Source organism: Plantactinospora sp. CNZ320 (genome assembly GCF_002846275.1).
Window position 1 is genome coordinate 7,732,925 of the sequence record NZ_PJMP01000001.1, and the last position, 17,888, is coordinate 7,750,812.

The window sequence follows — 17,888 nt, forward strand, 5'->3', positions numbered from 1 at the left end:
GATGAGGTACGGCTGGATGCCAGCCGGAGACGACCTTGGCCACGTTCCGACACTGTCGACCGTGGACGTCCGCTGGCGGCGCCGCGCCGGGTAGGCGGCGGCGCCGAAACCCCGGAGCCGGTGCCCGACCGGCCCGACGTGCGGTCGCGGCTCGCCGCCACCAACCCGCCCGGCTGCGGCGGGAGGCGGTGGCGCACCCCGGACGACCACCGGAAGCCCTGATGACAGTGCCCCTGCTCGACCCGATCGGCACCCTCGTGCTGGCCCGGATTGAAAAGAGGATGGCCTGTGGACGTGCAATTTCTGGTTCTGGGACCGGTTAGAGCCCTTCTGGACGGCCGCGAACTCGACCTACCGCGCCGGCAGGTACGACTGTTCCTCGGTTTCCTGCTGCTCGAGCCGAATCAGCCGCTCTCGGCGGACCGGCTGGCTCAACTCCTGACGGCGGACCGACGCGTCTCGGATCCGAGGGGTGCCGTGCAGACCGCCGCTGCCCGGCTACGCGGCTGCCTGGCCCCGGCCGGGTCGGCAGTCCGGCTGGTGCGGGAGGGGCAGAGCTACACCCTGCTGGCACAGCCGGAGCAGATCGATGCGCACCGCTTCCGTACCCTGGCGGAGCAGGCCCGGAATGGAGGTCTCCCCGCCGAGCGGGCCCGGCTGGGGCGGGCGGCGCTGGCCCTGTGGCGGGACGAACCGCTGGCCGACGTCGCCTCGGAAGAGCTGCGACGCCGGGTCGGCGGTCCGTTGATCGAGATCCATCGGCAGATCCTCGAACTCTGTGTCGCGGCCGACCTGCGACTCGGGCGCCACGAACAGGTGGTGGTCGAACTGACCAGGCTGACCGAGTCCCAACCGCTCAACGAGCAGCTGGTCAAACTGCTCATGCTGGCGCTCTACCGGTGTGGACGTCGAGCGGACGCGCTGGACACGTACCGTCGGTATCGCACGGCGATGAACCAGGAACTGGGCCTCGATCCCGCTCCCGAACTGCGGGACCTGGAGGTCGCGATAATCCGCGAAGATCCCGACCTTGCCTTCCCGGCGCACCCGTCCGGTGTGGTCCGGGCCGGCCCGGCACCTGACCGGCCCGCCGAGCAGCGTTCCGACCAGGTGGTGGAGGGGACGGATCCGCCCGAGTCACGAGCCACCGCCACCGAACCTCCGGCGTCCTGTCCGGCTCATCCGCAGCCGGACTCCGCCGGGCAGCCGGTTCCGGCATCCGGGCGGAGGGCCGTGCGGATGCTCCCCGCCGAACTACAGGACTTCGTCGGCCGCGAGCGCGAGACGGCCGAGCTGCTGAGCAAGCTCTCCACCGGTTCCGGGGTCCGGACCGCGGTCGTTACCGGCATGCCGGGAATCGGGAAGACGTCCCTGACGGTGCGGCTCGCCCACCGGATGTCCGGCCACTATCCCGACACCCAGCTCTATCTGAAGCTGCGCGAGAACGACCGGCCGCTGAGCCCCGAGGACGCCCTCAAGCGGCTGCTGCTCGCCCTCGGGGTGCCGAGCCAGCAGATCCCGGCCGATCTGAGCCAGCGGTCGGCGATGTTCCGCGCCGAGGTGGCGACCGGAGGCTGCCTGCTGGTGCTGGACGACGCGTCGGACGCGGCGCAGATCCGACCGCTGCTCCCCGGAATGGACTCGATCGTCCTGGTCACCAGCCGGCACGCCCTGGTGGGCATCGACGGCGCCCTCCAGGTGCGGCTGCCGCCGCTCACCGTCGCCGAGGCGGTCCGCCTGCTCGCCGGGGTCATCGGCGCGGACCGGGTGGACGGCGATCGCGCCTCGGCGGCGACGCTGGCGCGGCAGTGCGGCCTGCTGCCCCTCGCCGTACGGCTCTTCGCGGCTCGGCTCGCCGGTCGCCCCCACCTCGCCCTGCGGGAGTCCTGCGAGCAGCTGGCCAGTTCGGTGCGGCGACTCGACCACCTGCAACACGCCGAGCGCAACGTCCGGGCCGTGCTCATCTCCGGATACCAGGAGATCGACCCGGCCGCCCGACGGTTGCTGCGCCGGATGGGACTGCTCAACCTCGAAACCTTCCCGTACTGGCTGCTGCCGCTGTTGCTGGAGGCGGACGAGGAAGCCGTCGACCAGGCCGTCGCCACGCTGGTCGAGGCGAGCCTGGTGGACTCGGGTGGCACGGACGAGGCGGGCCAGTTCCGCTACCGGCTGCACAATCTCGTGCGGCACTTCGCCAGGGAACGGGTCGAGGAGGAGGAGACGCCAGCCGATCGGGCGCGGGTGCTCGGCACCGTCTTCGCCGCCTGGCTGACCCTGGTCGAGGAAGCACGGTCGCTGCTCGACGACGAGCGTACGAGACGGTTCTTCCAGATCACTCCCGAACTGCCTCGACCGGCCCGGGCGACCGTGGCGCACCAGGCCGACCCGTACACCTGGTGCAGTATCGAGGCGCCCGGGATCCTGGCGGCGATCCAGCAGGCCGCCGACACCCCCGGCTGTGAGCCCTATTCCTGGGCGTTGGCCTGGAACTACGACTATTTCCTCCACCTCGACTCCCGCCTCGACGCGCTGGTCCGCTCCGGGGAGATCGGGCTGGCCGCAGCCGAGCGACTCGGCGACCCGACCGACATCGCGGCGATGCGACTCTGCATCGCCTTCGGCTTCCTGATGAACGACGACCTGCCCAGCGCCAAACGGCATGTCGAGTCGGCGATCGCGGCCGGCGGGACCGACACCTGGTTGCAGGCCGAGATCCACGGCGTCGCGCACCAGGTCCACTACCAGCTCGGCGATCCGGCCGCGCAACGGGCCTCGCTGCACCGGGCCATCGCGCTGTACGAGTCCACAGGCGACCACGGCTCGGCCGGGTTGAAGACGACCCTGCTGGGCAAGCTCGAACTGCTCGCGGACGAGCCCAGCGCAGGTGACACCCTGGCCCGGGGGATCAGCCTGCTCCGGACCACCAGGGCCACCCGGCAGCTCGCGCAGGGGCTGCGCGAACTTGCCCTCTGGCAGCGGCGCCGTGGCGACGTGGTGGCTGCGGTCGGCACGCTGATGGAGAGCCTGGCGCTGGTCGAGCGGCAGCGCGACGTGGTGGGCGAGGTCTGCGTGCTCAGCGAACTCAGCATGGCGCTCGCCGACTGCGGTTGGTGGGCGAAGGCGGCCGACGTGGCCACCTCCGCGCTGGAGCGCGCAGACCTCGCGAACTCTCCGACCTACCGGGCGTACGCGGAGTACGCCGAGGCCCGGATCCGGCTCGGCCGCGACGGCACCGAGGAGGCCCGGCGGGAGATCGAGGCGTTGGTGCCGAGGATGCTGGGCCGCCCGCACTGGCAACTGGCCGCGCTGACCGACCTGGCCACCGCCTACGAGGTCGTGGCGCGTGACGGCACAGGTGATCCGGCCGTCGCCGCCGCCCGCGCTCGGGAACACTGGCTGTCGGCGGCGCGGATGGCCGAGCGGATCGGGGATCGTGCCGCCGGCAGCCAGGCCAGCCTGCGGCTCGCCAGGTCGAGCACCCGCCCCCGGCACCCCCGGGACGCCGTCCGCACCCACCTTTACCTGCGACCGGACCGGGTCGGCGACCGCCATCCCGGCGGGCACCCCCGACGCGCGAGCGTCCGGCCCGATCCCGCAGGTCACTGACCGCATCGGGCCGGGTCGTCCGGGCCCGGTCGTCACGGCCGGGTCGTCCGGGGCGGCGGAGCGAAGGTACGTGGCGCCGGGAATCGATCGCGGTAGGTTGCACAATCATGGCCACCACCGAGGACGTCCGGCACGAACTCGCCCGCCTCGCCGACCCGGAGCGGGCGGTGGCGGTGAGCCGGTTCCTGCAGATGGTTCCGGGCGGGTACGGCGAGGGCGACCGGGCCATCGGCGTCCCCGTACCGGAACAGCGCAGGGTGGCCGGCAGGTACTGGCGGGACCTCTCGCTGGCCGAGACAGCGAAGCTGCTGACCAGCGACGTGCACGAGGAGCGGCTGACGTCGCTGCTCATCCTGGTGCGGAAGTTCGGCAGGGGAGACGAGCGGGAACGGGGCCGGATCTTCGACCTCGTGCTGGCCAACACCGGCCACATCAACAACTGGGATCTGGTCGACTCGTCCGCGCCGTACATCGTCGGTCCGTGGCTGCTCGACAGGGACCGGAGCGTACTGGATCGGTTGGCCGGGTCGAACCTGCTCTGGGACCGGCGGATCGCAGTCATGGCAACCTTCGCCTTCGTCAGGGCGGGCGACTTCGACTGGACCTTCCGGCTCGGCGAACGGCTCCTGCGTGACCCGCACGACCTCGTGCACAAGGCGGTGGGCTGGATGCTGCGCGAGGTGGGCAACCGGGACCGGACGGCGGCGGAGGAGTTCCTCTCCCGGCACTACCGGGACATGCCCCGGGTCATGCTGCGGTACGCGATCGAGAAGTTCGAACCGCAGCGGCGTCGGAAGTATCTGGCCGGTCTGGTCTAGCTGCCCCGGGTGGCGCGCCGGCGCAGGAGGAACCGGTTGGTCAGGTAGGTGATCGCCCACAGTACGACGCCGATGACGAGCAGCACCCCGGACACCCGGTAGTCGTCGACCGACCGGCCGGAGAGCGGGCTGGCCAGGTAGGCGCAGGCGACGGCACCGACGATCGGGATGGCGGTGGGCGCCCGGAAGTGCCTGTGTTCCACCGGGTCGCGCCGCAGCACAAGTACGGCGATGTTGACGACCGTGAAGACGGCGAGCAGCAGCAGCGACGTCGTACCGCCCAGCGCGGTCAGGTCGGCGAACCAGATCAGCCCGAAGGCGACAAGGGTGGTGAAGACGATGCCCACCCAGGGCGTACGCCGGGTGCGGTGGATCCAGCCGAGCACGCGGGGCAGTACGCCCTCGTGGGCCATGCCGTAGAGCAACCGGCTCGCCATCAGCATGTTGATCAGGGCGGAGTTCGCCACGGCGAACATCGTGATGAAGGCGAAGACGGTGAGCGGGAAGGCCGGCGCCCCGGCCGCGACGACCTTGAGCAGCGGGGCGTCGCCCTGGCTGAGTTCCTCGGGGGAGACCAGCGCGACCGACGAGATGGAGACCAGGACGTAGATCAGCCCGGTGACGCAGAGCCCGATCAGCATGATCTTCGGGAAGATCCGGACCGGATCCTTGGTCTCCTCGGCCATGTTCACCGAGTCCTCGAATCCGACCATGGCGAAGAATGCCAGTGCGGTGGCCGCGGTGACCGAGAAGAACGCGTGCTCGCCCGGCGGCGACTCGAACTCCAGCAGCCGGGACATGTCGCCGTCGCCGCCGCCGAGCGCCCAGGCCCCGATGAAGATGACGATGAGCAGACCGGTCAGCTCGACGCAGGTCAGCACCACGTTCAGCTTGACGCTCTCGGCGACGCCCCGGAAGTTGACCAGGGCGATGAGCGTCATGAAGGCGACCGCCAGCGCGGTGAGCCCGAGCCCGTCGCCGATCGACAGGTCGAAGGCCTCGACGAAGTTGCCGGCGAACGCCTTTGCGGCACTCGACGCGGAGGTGAGGCCCGAGCACATCACCGCGAAGGTGACGATGAAGGTCAGGAAGTGGATGCCGAAGGCCTTGTGCGTGTAGAGCGCGGCACCCGCCGCCCTCGGGTACTTCGTCACCAGCTCCAGGTAGCTGAAGGCGGTCAGCACCGCCACCAGGAACGCCACCAGGAAGGGGAGCCACACCGCCCCGCCCACCTCGGCGGCGACCTTGCCGGTGAGCGCGTAGACCCCGGTGCCGAGAATGTCGCCGACGACGAACAGCAGCAACAGTCCGGGGCCGATCACCCGCTTGAGAGTCGGCTCGTCGCGCTCGATGCTCTCCCCGGCTGCCGGTGCGTCCGCCACAGCCCCTCCCCTCGATCCCATGCTGCCGCTGACCCTCGCCGCCGAGGTGCTGCGCCGTCTCCGAGGTGTGACCCGGGGCGAAGCGTGCTAAACCTCATCGATGTGCAGAGCCACACGGTATTCGATCCACCGCCCGGGCGCGCCACGAGAGCGGGCCTGTCCCGGGTACCCGCCGCGCGACATCGCCCCGGACGTCACGAGCCGGGCGGAGCACCGAAGCCGACCCCGTGATCGGAGGACGACATGCACATCGTGCTAGCTGCCAATCCCGAGGCCGATCAGCCGTGGGTCGCCGACGCGGTCGTGGACCTGATCAGGCAGAGCGGCGGATCGGTCGCGGTGGTCGCCGTCGACGAGGTCGAACTCGAGCGCCTGGCTCCGGCGCCGCGCAGCGTCTTCGCCGAGCGGGCGGAACGGGCCGCTTCGGCGGCGGCCCAGCGGTTGGCCGCGGCCGGAATCGAGGCGACCGTGACGGTACGGTCCGGCCGCCCCCTGCAACAGATCCTGGGCTTCGCCGACGAGCAGCGGGCCGACCTGATCGTGGTCGGGTCCAGCACCCGTCCGGCGGTGGCCGAACGCCTGCTCGGCAGCCTGCCGATGGCGCTGATCGGAAAATCGTCCCGGCCGGTACTGGTGGTCACCCATCCGCACCACTCCCGCTGAACGGTTCCGGTCGGGGGTGACGTCCCGGCGCCGGGCCCACGGTGTCGACGACGCGGACGCGCCTGTCGACACCGGGGGCAGGCCGGGCGTTCAGGTGGTGGTGCCGGTCACCGAGTTGCCGGATCTGGTGCTGCGGTAGCTGAGCTGGACGCCGCTCCAGAAGTGGAACGTGAGGGTCACCGCGCCGTCCCTGACCTCGGCGAAGAACTCGGGCTTCAGGATGATGGTGTTAGCGGTGTAGTCGGGTTGGAAGTGCTGCCAGAACTCCTTGAAGGAGGTCCAGTTCGCCGGCCCGGCGGGGGTTCCGTCGGCGTACCTGGCCTCCATCGTGGCGAGCTGGTCGCCGCGGAACTGGGTGGGGATGGCGAACGAGGCCGTGGTACCGGTGCTGGCGGCCTGGATCGGCGGGTCGGCGGTGATGATGCTGATCTGCCACGGCACGCCCTGGGAGAACCTGGCCTCGATGGTGGCGTTGACGCCGTAGGCGCGGTTGCCGGCCAGCCGGGTGAGGGCGGCCGGGGTGAGGGTGAGGGTGTTGCCGGAGACGGTGTAGTCGGTGCCTCGGGCGAGGTTCGTGCCGCCCTGTCGCAGCCCCTGGAACGAGGTGCCGTTGGGGTTGAGCGTCAGCGTCCGCGCGGTGATGGTGCCGGTGCGGGGCAGGTACACCTGATCGGAGGAGGCGGTGCCGGAGCGGGTGGTCCAGCTCGCCCTCATCATGGCGAAGACGCCCGGGTCACGCCACCGCAGCTCGGTACGCTCCAGGAACTGGCCCGCGTCCCAGACCATCGTGGTGAGGTTGCGGATTCGGGCGTGATAGCCGACCGCCTCCAGGAACTTGAGGAACTCGCCCCGTTCGATGACGCCCGGCCGGTTGTGGTCCCAGTTGAGCAGGGCCCACTCGCCGATGATGACCGGGATGCCACGGGCCACGAACGAGGCGTGGACCCGGTCGAACGAACCGATCAGGTCCTGCTCCACGTTGGAGTCGTAGCGGGTACCGCCGGCGATGTTGACACTGAACGGCCACCAGCCGTAGAAGTGCACGGTGGCGGCGAGGTTGGGGTCGCGGAGCTGGTCGAAGGTGGCGTTCAACGCGTCGAGCCGGCCCTGATCGCCGCTGGTGAACAGGGTCGGCAGCACCAGTAGCCGGGTCGCGTTGGCGCCGCCGGAGCGGCGGACGATCCGTACGAACTCGGTGTTGAGTTCGTGCAGCAGGGTGTAGCCCTGCTCGTCGGTACTGTCGGCGAACTGTGGTTCGTTGACGCTCTCGAAGACGAGCCGGGCGGAGTGGTCGCGGAACGTGGCGCTGAGCTGGGCCCAGAGCGCGTCGTAGCGGGCGCGTACCCCTGCCCGGTCGGCCGGGTAGGAGTTGATCCACTGCCAGGAGTCGTGGTGCAGGTTGATCATTACGTAGAAGCCCTCGGCCAACGACCAGTCGACGATCTGGCGGACCCGGTTGAGCCAGGCGGGGTCGATGGCGTAGTCCGGTGCGGGCCCGTGGTGGTTGCTCCAGGTGATCGGTAGCCGGATGCTGTTGTAGCCCTGCGACCGCACGTGGCGCAGCAGGGCCTGGGTGGTCAGCGGATTGCCCCAGGCCGTCTCGTCCGGGATGGCGTCCAGGGTGTTGCCCAGGTTCCAGCCCGGCTGCATGGCGGCCACCATGTCCATCGGGTTGCCCGGTTGCGGAGGGGTCGACGGGGACGACGTCGGCGTCGGGCTCGCCGGGGGAGTGGCGGACGGCGATGCCGGCCCGCCGACGCTGCCGGTGCAGACGGTCCCGTTGAGCGCGAACGAGGTCGGCGCGGCGTTGCTGCCGGCCCAGGTGCCGTTGAAGCCGAACGAAACGGTCGCGTTCGTCGCGATGGTCGCGTTGTAGCTCGCGTTCGTCGCGGTCACCCCGCTCGACGTGGAGGTCACCGTCGCGTTCCATGCCTGGGTGACCCGCTGGCCGGACGGGAACGTCCAGGCCAGGTTCCAGCCGTTGACCGGGTCGCCGAGGTTCGTCACGCTCACGTCGGCGGTGAAACCACCCGTCCACTGCGCGGAGACCGCGTATCCGACCCGGCAACCGGCCGCCGCGTGGGCGCCGACGGCCACCGTCATCCCGGCGACCAGGATTGCGGCGGCGCCACCGGCGACCAGGCCGAGCCGCAGGCGCGCTCTTCGTGTGTTCAGCAGATCCATCGGTACTCATCCTTGCCGTAGTTTGGGCCCCGTCCGGGGATGCCGGGCTGCCCCACGGGTGCGGGGCGGGGGTTGTCCAGGGCCGTCGTGGCGACGGCGAGCGGGCGCGGCACCGACGACCGGCGCGCCCTGGCGGACGAGGACATGGAGCCTCCAGCGCTCGTGACGGGTGGATGATGTGCGGCGTTACCGCGACGACCGATCGGCCCGGCCTGCCCACGCGCGAGCGACTGATCGGGGATGTTCTCCGAGGGCTGCCCGATGCCTGCCCGGAGACGCTGCTTGGCTCCCACACAGCGTAGAAACTCGCGGATCTCCGCTTCGAAAGTTTCTGTGCAGAGACGCTACGCCTTTCTAAGATGTACGTCAATGTAAGCGACGTAGGTGGGGAACGCTGCCCGGCCTTGTGCTGTTTGTTGAGCTGAGTCGATGTCCATCGTGGCGCCCTGGGTCTGAAAAGTATCGATGCAATGTCCAGAAAGTTTCTTGCGGTGGTGCGGCCGTACGCCTCGATTGATCCCCGGGACGCAGGCGGCCTGGGGCCGCTGCGCGGCCACGCCCGGACATGGTCGACCGGCTATCCTTGCGCCGGGAACGGCGCCCGTGGCCGGCCGTCCGGTCGGCGTCGCGGTGGCGCCAGCGCGGGACGGGCGACGGAGGGGGCCACCTTGTCGAGCGCCGAGTCGGGCGGACCGGCCAGCGACCGGGATTACCCGCGGGGCGACCCGAGCACGCCGGTGACGATCTCCTACATCGCCGAGTCGGCAGGCGTCTCGATCCCGACCGTGTCCAAGGTCATCAATGGTCGTTCCGGTGTCGCGGCGGACACCCGGGCGCGGGTTGAGGCCGTGATCCACCGGTACGGCTACCGCAAGCCGGCACCGGTCAGCCGCAGCAACATGATGGAACTGGTCTTCGACGAGCTGGAGCACATGTGGGGGCTTGAGATCATCCGTGGGGTCGAGCAGGTGGCCCGCCGGCAGCGGGTGGGTGTGGTTCTCACCGAGTTCGGGCCGCAGCGAAACGCGATCCGCTACTGGATTGACGACACCCTCGCCCGCCGTCCGGCCTGCATCGTGACGGTCGCCCAACTGTCGCCGGAGCAGCGCAACCAGCTCCGGGCCAGAGGCATCCCCTTCGTGGTCTTCGACCCCACCGCCGAGCTGCCCGACGATGTGCCGTTCGTCGGGGCGACGAACTGGGCCGGGGGCCGGTCCGCCACCCGGCACCTCGTCGAGTTGGGACACCGACGGATCGCGATGATCGGCGGGCCGGACCAGATCCTCTGCTGCCGGGCCAGGCTGGACGGCTACCGCTCCGCAATGGAGGGTGCCGGTCTGGCGCTGGAGAGCGACCTTCTGGTGCGTACCGCGCTCACCCAGCAGGGCGGCTACCAGGCCGCCGTCGACCTGCTGGCCCGCCCGCAGCGGCCCACCGCGATCTTCGCCTGCAACGACCTGCAGGCGCTCGGCGTCTACCAGGCCGCGCGCGCGGCCGGGCTGCGCATTCCCGCCGACCTGAGCGTGGTCGGCTTCGACGACCTGCCGGTCACCGCGCTCGTCGATCCGGCGCTCACCACCGTCCACCAGCCGCTCGTCGAGATGGCGGTGGCCGCCACCGAACTGGCGTTGGCACTCGGGCGCGGGGAGAAGGCGCCGCAGGTCGGGCTCGAACTGGCGACCACCCTCACCGTCCGGCAGAGCACCGCACCACCGCCGTACTGACCTACCGCGCCTGCGCCGGGCAGCGCGTCGGAGGAGGCCGTGGGAAACGTTATCCACGGCCTGCGGCCGCCCTGGCGGGCCGCCCGGAACGGGGTCGACGCTCCCCGAACTGCCCAGTGCACCCTCTGGCGCTGGCTCACGGCGTGGGTGGCGGGGCGGTGGTGTGCCGGACGACCAGGGTGGGGGAGAGCCTGACCTGTGCGGCGGGACGCTGCCGGTCGGCGATCCGTTCGAGCAGCAGCCGGGCGGCGTTGACGCCGATCTGGTGCCCGGCCTGGTCGACACTGGTCAGGGAGATGGGGCGGAAGGCGGCGAAGGTGGTGTTGTCGTAGCCGGTGACGGAGATGTCCTGGGGCACCCGCAGCCCGGCCTCCGGCCGAGGTTCGGGCTGATCGGCGTCGACCACGCCAACGACTTCGCGCGGGTTCCCAAGCTTAGCGCCCAGGTCTTCGCGAGGATCGCGACCACCGGCCGCATCTGAGCCGGACCGACCGAAGACCGTCGAGAGTGGACCGCCTGCACCATGGTCAGCGCCCGGCGGCTCCGAACCACCGGGGCAGCGCGCCGAGCAGCTCCCGCTGATCCGCACCGGCCCAGGCCACGTGGCCGTCCGGGCGCAGCAGCACCGCCGGTACGTCCAGTTCCTCGCTGACCTCGACGACGTGGTCGACCCGGTCCGCCCAGCCCGTCACCGAGAGCCGGCCGGTCTGGTCGAGCAGCAGGCCCCGGCCGCCGCGCATCAACTCGTAGAGCCGCCGGTGCTTGAGCCGTACGTCCCGGATCCGCTGGCCGAGCAGTTCGGGTCCCTCGCCGAAGTCGTACCGGACCGAGATCGCGGTGATCTTCTCGATCAGGTACCGGTTCACCTCCTCGAAGTCCATCAGTTCCGACAGCAACCGACGTACCGCCTGTGGCCCCGGTTGGGTGGAGAGCAGGTGCATCTGTGCGCGGGTGTTGTGCAGGACGTCGGCGGCCACCGGGTGCCGCTCGGTGTGGTAGCTGTCCAACAGCCCCTCCGGTGCCCATCCGTCGATCTCGGCGGCGAGTTTCCAGCCGAGGTTGAACGCGTCCTGGATGCCGAGGTTGAGCCCCTGCCCGCCGGTCGGCGGGTGGACGTGCGCCGCGTCGCCGGCCAGTAGCACCCGGCCGACCCGGTAGCGCTCGGCCAGCCGGGTGCCGTCGCCGAAACGGGAGAGCCAGCGTGGCGAGTGCACGCCGAAGTCGGTACCGGCGACGGCCCGCAACTGTCGCCGGAACTCGTCGAGGGTCGGCGGGGTGGAGCGGTCCTCGGCCACCCCCTCGGCGGGCACCACCACCCGGTACACCCCGGTGCCCAGCGGCCCGAGGCCGAACCGCAGCTCGGTCCTGCGGACCTCGGCCACCACGGTGGCCACCGTCTCCGGCGGGACGGCCACCTCCATCTCGCCGAGCAGGGTGTCGACAGTGGACGGCTCACCGGGAAAGTCGACGCCGAGCAGCCTGCGTACGGTGCTGCGCCCGCCGTCACAGCCGACCAGGTAGCGGGCGCGCAGCCGGGTGCCGTCGGCCAGTTCGGCGGTCACCCCGTGGTCGTCCTGGCTCAGCCCGACCAGTTCGCAGCCGCGCCGGATCTCTGCGCCGACCTCGGCGGCGTACTCGGCCAGCAGGCGGTCGGTGATGGTCTGCGGGATGCCGAGGACGTAGGGATGCGTCGTCTCCAGCCGGTCGGGCGAGGGCTTGGCGATGCCGGCGAAGAAGCCGCCGAGCGGGTGCTGCTGGCCGTGCGCGAGGAACCTGTCCAGCAGACCGCGCTGGTCCAGCACCTCGATGCTGCGTACGTGCAGGCCGAGCGCCCGGACGTACGGCGTCGGCTCCGGCTCCTTCTCCAGCACGAGTGTCCGCACCCCGTGCAGCCGCAACTCGCCGGCCAGCATCATGCCGGTCGGCCCGCCGCCGGCAACGATCACGTCAATCATGAGCCCCCCATTGTTCTTCGGCCGGTACGCGCGGCCGGCGAATCGGTCCGCGCGTGCCCGTCGACAGAGATTGGACGCCCGATGGCACTACTGATTTCCGCAGGTTCGGGCGTCGGCTGGAGATTCTGCGGGACGACCCGGGTCTTGCCGCAAGACCCCCGGTGCGGTATACGTTAGGAGTGGCAGGGAGCTGACTCCCTGCCTTTTGTCGTTTCCTGTCGCCCTTGCACTAGGCGCCGATCGCGCGAAACGGCGGTACCCGCAACGGGTTCGACCACTCCGACATCGACGACTGTCGTAATCAAGGCGCGAGTGGCAGTATGAGTTAGTTGGGATACCCAACTAAAAGTCGCAGGCTGGGGCACCGGTTTCTGCCGACCCGGTCCTGCCGACTCGAGACCACCAGGAGGTGCGTATGAGATCCATCCGCCTGCGCGGGGGACGGCGACGACGGCTGCGCGCCGGACTCGCGGTAGCCGCCACGGTGCTGCTGGGCGTCGGCCTCACGGCGGTGCTCACCGCACCGGCCAGCGCCGCCGTCGGCTGCCGGGTGAACTACACAGTCGACCAGTGGCCGGGCGGCTTCAGCGCCAACGTCGCGGTGACCAACCTCGGTGACCCGCTCAACGGCTGGACGCTGGCCTGGAGCTTCCCGAACGGCCAGACGGTCAGCCAGGGCTGGGGTGGCGAGTTCAGCCAGAGCGGCGCCCGGGTGACGGTCACGAACACGTCGTGGAACGCCCAGCTGGGCACCAACGCCACGGTCACGCCGGGCTTCAACGGCAGCTGGACCGGGACGAACAGCCCGCCCACCTCGTTCACCCTCAACGGGGTGTCCTGCACCGGCTCGCCCGCCACCGGAGCGCCGCCGACCAGCGCCGCGCCCACCCCGACCCCCACCCGACCCGGTGGCGTCGCCTGGACGTCGTCCGAGCAGTGGGGGACGTGGACCAACGGCGGATACACGCTCTACAACAACATCTGGGGCAGTGGCGCCGGCACCCAGACCATCTGGGCGAACTCGTACAGCAACTGGGGCGTCACCGCCAACCACCCGAACACCGGCGGGGTGAAGTCCTATCCGAACGCCACCCGGAACGTGAACCGGAACCTCAGCGCGATCGGCAGCCTCACCAGCAGCTTCAACGTCACGGTGCCGAGCAGCGGGGCGTACGCGAGCACGTACGACATCTGGGCCAACAACCACGCGTACGAGATCATGCTGTGGATGAACAAGACCGGGCCGGTCGGACCACTGGGATCGCTCCAGACCACCGCGTCGGTCGGTGGACACACCTGGCAGATCTACCGCGGCTCCAACGGTGCCAACGAGGTCTTCTCGTTCATCCGGACCAGCAACACCAACTCGGGGACCGTCGACATCCGCGCCGTGCTCAACTGGATCCGCAACGCCGGCTGGTACGGCGACGTCCTGGTCGGTGACGTGCAGTTCGGATACGAGATCACCTCGTCGTCGGGCGGGCTGAACTTCACCACGAACAGTTTCTCGGTGTCGTACAGCTGATCCCGCCAGCCGGTCCGGCGCGCCGCTCGGGGACGGGTGGCGCGCCGGACCGCAGGACCGGCGACGATCCGGTGCGGACCTGACGACGGAACCGGGGCGGGTCGGTTATCCCATCGACTTCGCGCCGTCGATGGACTCGCGGATGATGTCGGCGTGCCCGGCGTGCTGTGCCGTCTCGGCGATGATGTGCTGCAGCACCCGACGCGCGCTCCACCGGGCACCCGGCTTGAACCACGGTGCGGGCGGCAGTTCGTGCGCCGCGTCGAGATCGGGCAGCGTACGCGTCAGCTCGTCGGTCCGCCGCGCGACCTCCTCGTACTCGGCCAGCAGTCCGGCCAGGGTCTCCCCGGGCAGCATGCGGAACCCGGCGGCGTGCTCCTCGTACGCGGCGGGGTCGTCGCCGGCCGGCATCGACGAGCCACCCTCGACGATGAACCGGGCCCACTGCCGCTCCATCGCGGTGACGTGCTTGATCAGCCCGCCGACGCAGAGTTCGCTCACCGTGCTGCGGGTGGCCGCCTGCTCGTCGGTGAGCCCGTGCGCGGTGTGGCGCAGGAAGAACCGGGCGTTGCCCAGCGACTCCAGCAGGTCGGCCCGCTCGCCGGTCACGGTCTCTTCCAGAGTTGTCGTCATCTCGCCCTGTCCCTCGTCTCGAATCCGCCTCGCCGTACTGGCAACCCGCACGCTACGGCCGATAGCGGCCAGATCCTGTCCGCTATTGCCGGACCGGCGGGAAAAAGCGTTTGGGCGGCCTGGCAGATTCGAGGCATGCCTCAACTCGTGATCCTCACCGGGCCGATCGCGGCGGGAAAGAACACCGTGGCGGAAGGGCTGGTCCGGCGGCTGACCGCCGGCGGCCGCACCGTGGTGGTCGCGGACGTGGACGACGTGGCGGCGACGGTGGGTCCACCCGGTGCGGGCAGGGCCGGCCTCTGGTTCGCCGCGCACGAGGCACACGGTGCCCTGGTCGGCCAGTGGATGCGCTCGGACGTCGACTATGTCCTGGCGATCGGGCCGTTCCACAGCGAGGAGGAACGGGCCGCGCTCACCCGTACCCTCCCGGACGGGTCGGCCGTGCTGTGGGTGGTCATCGACGCCCCGGTCTCCGTGACGTTCGCCCGGGCACAGGCCGATCCGGGACGTGGGCTCTCCCGCGAACCGGGGTTCCACCACCGCAGGCACAGGCATTTCCGGGAGTTGCTGCCGGGGATTCCCGCCGACCTGACGTTCGACTCGGAGCGACTCGACGCGGAACAGATCGCTGCCGCGATCGCGGAGTCCCTCGGCGCCCGATAGTTCCGCCCGCGCCCCCGGGCGGAGACACCGGCGGGCGACGGCCTCACGGGACGCCGGAGGCGGCGGGTACTCGGGTAAGGTCGGGTGCCGTGCTGCGCAGGTGGCGCCTGCGGTCGCACCGGTGACACCGCCTGCCGACGGAGAGCCGACCGCCGCCCCAGAGGACCCAGGACAGCCACCCGGCAGATTGGACACCGCGGATGCGTACGTTGATCTACACCGCCTTCGTCTCGCTCGACGGCGTCGTCGACTCGCCCGGTGGCGGCAGCCACCACGAGGGCCACCGCAGCGGGGGGTGGACCTACAAGGACATCCAGGTCGTGCCCGAGGCGTACGAGATCAAGGGCCGGGAGACCGAGGAGGCGACCGCGCTGATGTTCGGCCGGACCAGCTACGAGGCGTTCTCGCCGGTGTGGCCGGATATGCAGGACTTCGCCGCCCTCAAGGAGCTGCCGAAATACGTCGTCTCGACCACCCTCGACCAGGACGACCTCGTCGACAACTGGGGCGACATCACGATCCTGCGCTCGCTGGACGACGTCGCGAAGGTGAAGGAGACCGAGGGCGGCCCGATCTTCATCCACGGCAGCGCCACCCTGGCCCGCAACCTCTCCGACGCCGGTCTGATCGACCGCTACCACCTGCTGCTCTTCCCGGTGCTGCTCGGCGCGGGCAAGCGGATGTTCAGCGACACCGACCGGGAGAAGCAGATGCTGAAGCTGGTCGAGTCGCAGACCTACGCCAACGGCATCACCAAACTGGTCTACGACGTCGTGCACTGAGCCGGGCGCCGGGCGCGGTGGGGCGGGCGAGAAACCGCGGCACGCGTCCGGGCCGGGGCGTCGAGCCGATTTCCGGTACGGTCCGAGGCCGTCTGGCGACGCTGGGCGACGAAGTCGTTCGAGAGCGTATTTTTCCGGCCCACGGGCTGGCGCCACGGGGGTGGATTGTTCAGTATTGGCCAGTGTCTGGCCGCCATCGCATGCGTCGACGTTCCCCCAGGGCTGGTGCCATCGCGGTGGCGGTGGCGGTTGTCGCCGTGATGTCGGGGGTGTCGGTCGGATACCGGCAACTGGCCCACTCCGGCTGCACGGGGCAGGTCAGGCTCACCGTCGCCGCCGCGACGGAGGTCGCCGCCGCCGTGCGCTCCGCCGCCGAGGCCTGGGACCAGCGGGAGGCGGACCCCGACGCCCCCTGCGTGACTGTCGAGGTCAGCGCGGCGGAGCCGGCCGACGTGGCCGCCGCGCTCGCCGGGACGTACGGGATCGGGCTGGCCGGGGTGGGCCAGAGCGGCGCCGTGACCGCCGTCCCGGACGTCTGGGTGCCGGACTCCTCCACCTGGCTGCTGCGGCTGGGCGGCGCGGCCCCCGACTTCAGGCCGACCGACCGCGCCTCGATCGCCCGCAGCCCGGTGGTCGCGGCGATGCCCGAGCCGGTCGCCTCCAGCCTCGGCTGGCCGCACCAGACACCCACCCTGGCGGACCTGGTGCGGAGGATCACGACCGGCGTCGGCCTGCGGTCCGGCATCGTCGAGCCCACTCGCGACGCCGCGGGCCTGTCCGGGCTGATGTCGTTCGGTGCGGCGTCGGGCACCGGCGACGCCGCTGCCCGACGGGCGAGCACGGCGGTACTCCGGGCGCTGGCGACCCGGCCCTCCGTGCTCCGCGACGACCTACTGGCCCAGTTCCCCCGGTCGAGCGGTGCCGGTGCGGTCAGCTCGGGGTTGAGTCTGGCGGTCCTCTCCGAGGAGGACGTGATCGCCTACAACTCGGCCCGCCCGCCGGTGCCGCTCGCCGCGCTGTACGTCGACCCGGCGCCGATGCCGCTCGACTACCCGTTCTCGGTGCTGGCCGGCGACGACCCGGTCAAAGCCACCGCCGCCGACGGACTGCGGCAGGCCCTGGCCACGGAGCGGTTCCGCGACGACCTCGCCCGGCAGGGGGTGCGGGCCGCCGACGGCAGCCGGGGGGCGGGCTTTCCCACCCCGGCCGGCGCGCCGAGCCCGTCGGCCGAACCGCAGCCGGCGACATCGGGCGCCGAGGCGTCGCCGGGCAGCCCGGCCGATCCGGCGCCTGTCGACCGGGCGCTGGCGGCCTGGTCGGCGATCACCGCTCCGGGGCGGATGCTCGCCGCGATCGACGTCTCCGGATCGATGCGCGGCCGGGTGCCGACCGCCGGCAACGTCTCGCGGATGGAGGTCACCCTGCGCGCGGCCGAGAACGGTCTGGCGCTCTTCAACGACGACTGGGCCGTCGGCCTCTGGACCTTCTCCCGACAACTGGACGGTGCCCGGGACTACCGGGAACTCGTACCCGTCGGGCCGCTGTCGGCCCAGCGCGCCGAGTTGCGCGACGCGCTGGCGGGGATCACGCCGAAGCGTGACGGCGGCACCGGTCTCTACGACACCGTCCTCGCCGCGTACCGGCAGGTGCGCGACGGCTGGCAGGCGGGCCGGGTCAACTCGGTGGTCGTGCTCACCGACGGCGTCGGCAACGACGACCGGGAAGGGCTCTCGCTGGAGGACCTGATCGGTCAACTGGAGCGGCTCAAGGACGAGAACCGGCCGGTCCAGGTCATCATCGTGGGCATCGGGGACGCGGTCGACCGGGACGCGCTCGACCGGATCACGAAGACCACCGGTGGTGGGGTGCTGGTCACCGAGGACCCGGCGAAGATCGGTGACGTCTTCCTCAAGGCGATCGCGCTGCGGTCGACCGCGGGCTGAACCCGACCGC

The 17,888-nt window shown here is 70.9% G+C and carries 13 protein-coding genes; 8 read left to right on the forward strand and 5 right to left on the reverse strand.

Going from position 1 to position 17,888, the window contains the following annotated elements:
- Window positions 1-294: 294 nt before the first annotated feature.
- Entirely contained in the window at window positions 295-3,606 is a 3,312-nt protein-coding gene (locus CLT71_RS34705; RefSeq protein WP_158242382.1) for a BTAD domain-containing putative transcriptional regulator, read from the forward strand.
- Between the two features lie 107 nt (window positions 3,607-3,713).
- The gene (locus tag CLT71_RS34710) at window positions 3,714-4,424 is read left to right on the forward strand and encodes a DNA alkylation repair protein (RefSeq protein ID WP_101370825.1); all 711 of its coding nucleotides are present in this window, start codon (window positions 3,714-3,716) and stop codon (window positions 4,422-4,424) included.
- On the opposite strand, the gene CLT71_RS34715 is transcribed toward CLT71_RS34710, so the two are convergent.
- Window positions 4,421-5,806, reverse strand: coding sequence for an APC family permease (locus CLT71_RS34715; RefSeq protein WP_486483611.1), 1,386 nt, complete (start codon window positions 5,804-5,806; stop codon window positions 4,421-4,423). The two genes, CLT71_RS34710 and CLT71_RS34715, sit on opposite strands and share 4 nt — an antisense overlap.
- A gap of 243 nt (window positions 5,807-6,049) precedes the next feature.
- Here CLT71_RS34715 and CLT71_RS34720 point away from each other — a divergent pair, with 243 nt between their 5' ends.
- Window positions 6,050-6,469: a universal stress protein gene (locus tag CLT71_RS34720; RefSeq protein ID WP_101370827.1), complete on the forward strand. Its 420-nt coding sequence runs from the start codon at window positions 6,050-6,052 to the stop codon at window positions 6,467-6,469.
- 90 nt (window positions 6,470-6,559) lie between these two features.
- On the opposite strand, the gene CLT71_RS34725 is transcribed toward CLT71_RS34720, so the two are convergent.
- Window positions 6,560-8,653, reverse strand: a complete 2,094-nt coding sequence (locus tag CLT71_RS34725; RefSeq protein ID WP_101370828.1) for a cellulase family glycosylhydrolase — start codon at window positions 8,651-8,653, stop codon at window positions 6,560-6,562.
- 737 nt (window positions 8,654-9,390) lie between these two features.
- Here CLT71_RS34725 and CLT71_RS34730 point away from each other — a divergent pair.
- The gene (locus tag CLT71_RS34730; RefSeq protein ID WP_486483612.1) at window positions 9,391-10,377 is read left to right on the forward strand and encodes a LacI family DNA-binding transcriptional regulator; all 987 of its coding nucleotides are present in this window, start codon (window positions 9,391-9,393) and stop codon (window positions 10,375-10,377) included.
- 136 nt (window positions 10,378-10,513) lie between these two features.
- Here the strand turns inward: CLT71_RS34730 and CLT71_RS38445 are convergent, their stop codons facing one another.
- A complete protein-coding gene (locus tag CLT71_RS38445; RefSeq protein WP_486483613.1) occupies window positions 10,514-10,783 on the reverse strand; it encodes a substrate-binding domain-containing protein in 270 nt (89 codons plus the stop codon).
- Window positions 10,784-10,904: 121 nt separating this feature from the next.
- Window positions 10,905-12,332 (reverse strand): rifampin monooxygenase, encoded by a 1,428-nt coding sequence (rox, locus tag CLT71_RS34740; protein WP_101370830.1) that lies wholly within the window; start codon window positions 12,330-12,332, stop codon window positions 10,905-10,907.
- A gap of 415 nt (window positions 12,333-12,747) precedes the next feature.
- Here rox and CLT71_RS38450 point away from each other — a divergent pair, with 415 nt between their 5' ends.
- Window positions 12,748-13,857 carry a cellulose binding domain-containing protein gene (locus tag CLT71_RS38450; protein ID WP_101370831.1) on the forward strand — a complete coding sequence of 370 codons (1,110 nt, stop codon included), beginning with the start codon at window positions 12,748-12,750 and terminating at the stop codon, window positions 13,855-13,857.
- A 105-nt stretch (window positions 13,858-13,962) separates the two neighbouring features.
- Here CLT71_RS38450 and CLT71_RS34750 read toward each other — a convergent pair whose 3' ends face one another.
- Window positions 13,963-14,490 (reverse strand): DinB family protein, encoded by a 528-nt coding sequence (locus CLT71_RS34750; protein ID WP_101370832.1) that lies wholly within the window; start codon window positions 14,488-14,490, stop codon window positions 13,963-13,965.
- 135 nt (window positions 14,491-14,625) lie between these two features.
- Here CLT71_RS34750 and CLT71_RS34755 point away from each other — a divergent pair, with 135 nt between their 5' ends.
- From CLT71_RS34755 to CLT71_RS34765, 3 genes are all read left to right on the forward strand, one after another.
- Window positions 14,626-15,153, forward strand: coding sequence for an AAA family ATPase (locus tag CLT71_RS34755; protein ID WP_143743746.1), 528 nt, complete (start codon window positions 14,626-14,628; stop codon window positions 15,151-15,153).
- A gap of 200 nt (window positions 15,154-15,353) precedes the next feature.
- On the forward strand, window positions 15,354-15,935 hold the full coding sequence (locus CLT71_RS34760) for a dihydrofolate reductase family protein (RefSeq protein WP_101370834.1): 582 nt from the start codon (window positions 15,354-15,356) through the stop codon (window positions 15,933-15,935).
- A gap of 200 nt (window positions 15,936-16,135) precedes the next feature.
- Window positions 16,136-17,878 carry a substrate-binding domain-containing protein gene (locus CLT71_RS34765; protein ID WP_101370835.1) on the forward strand — a complete coding sequence of 581 codons (1,743 nt, stop codon included), beginning with the start codon at window positions 16,136-16,138 and terminating at the stop codon, window positions 17,876-17,878.
- Window positions 17,879-17,888: the final 10 nt, after the last annotated feature.

Coding starts and splice junctions, on each gene's coding strand:
- CLT71_RS34710 (WP_101370825.1), top strand. CDS start 3,714: ATGGCCACCACCGAGGACGTCCGGCACGAACTCGCCCGCCTCGCCGAC.
- CLT71_RS34720 (WP_101370827.1), top strand. CDS start 6,050: ATGCACATCGTGCTAGCTGCCAATCCCGAGGCCGATCAGCCGTGGGTC.
- CLT71_RS34725 (WP_101370828.1), bottom strand. CDS start 8,653: ATGGATCTGCTGAACACACGAAGAGCGCGCCTGCGGCTCGGCCTGGTC.
- rox (WP_101370830.1), bottom strand. CDS start 12,332: ATGATTGACGTGATCGTTGCCGGCGGCGGGCCGACCGGCATGATGCTG.
- CLT71_RS38450 (WP_101370831.1), top strand. CDS start 12,748: ATGAGATCCATCCGCCTGCGCGGGGGACGGCGACGACGGCTGCGCGCC.
- CLT71_RS34750 (WP_101370832.1), bottom strand. CDS start 14,490: ATGACGACAACTCTGGAAGAGACCGTGACCGGCGAGCGGGCCGACCTG.
- CLT71_RS34755 (WP_143743746.1), top strand. CDS start 14,626: ATGCCTCAACTCGTGATCCTCACCGGGCCGATCGCGGCGGGAAAGAAC.
- CLT71_RS34760 (WP_101370834.1), top strand. CDS start 15,354: ATGCGTACGTTGATCTACACCGCCTTCGTCTCGCTCGACGGCGTCGTC.
- CLT71_RS34765 (WP_101370835.1), top strand. CDS start 16,136: ATGCGTCGACGTTCCCCCAGGGCTGGTGCCATCGCGGTGGCGGTGGCG.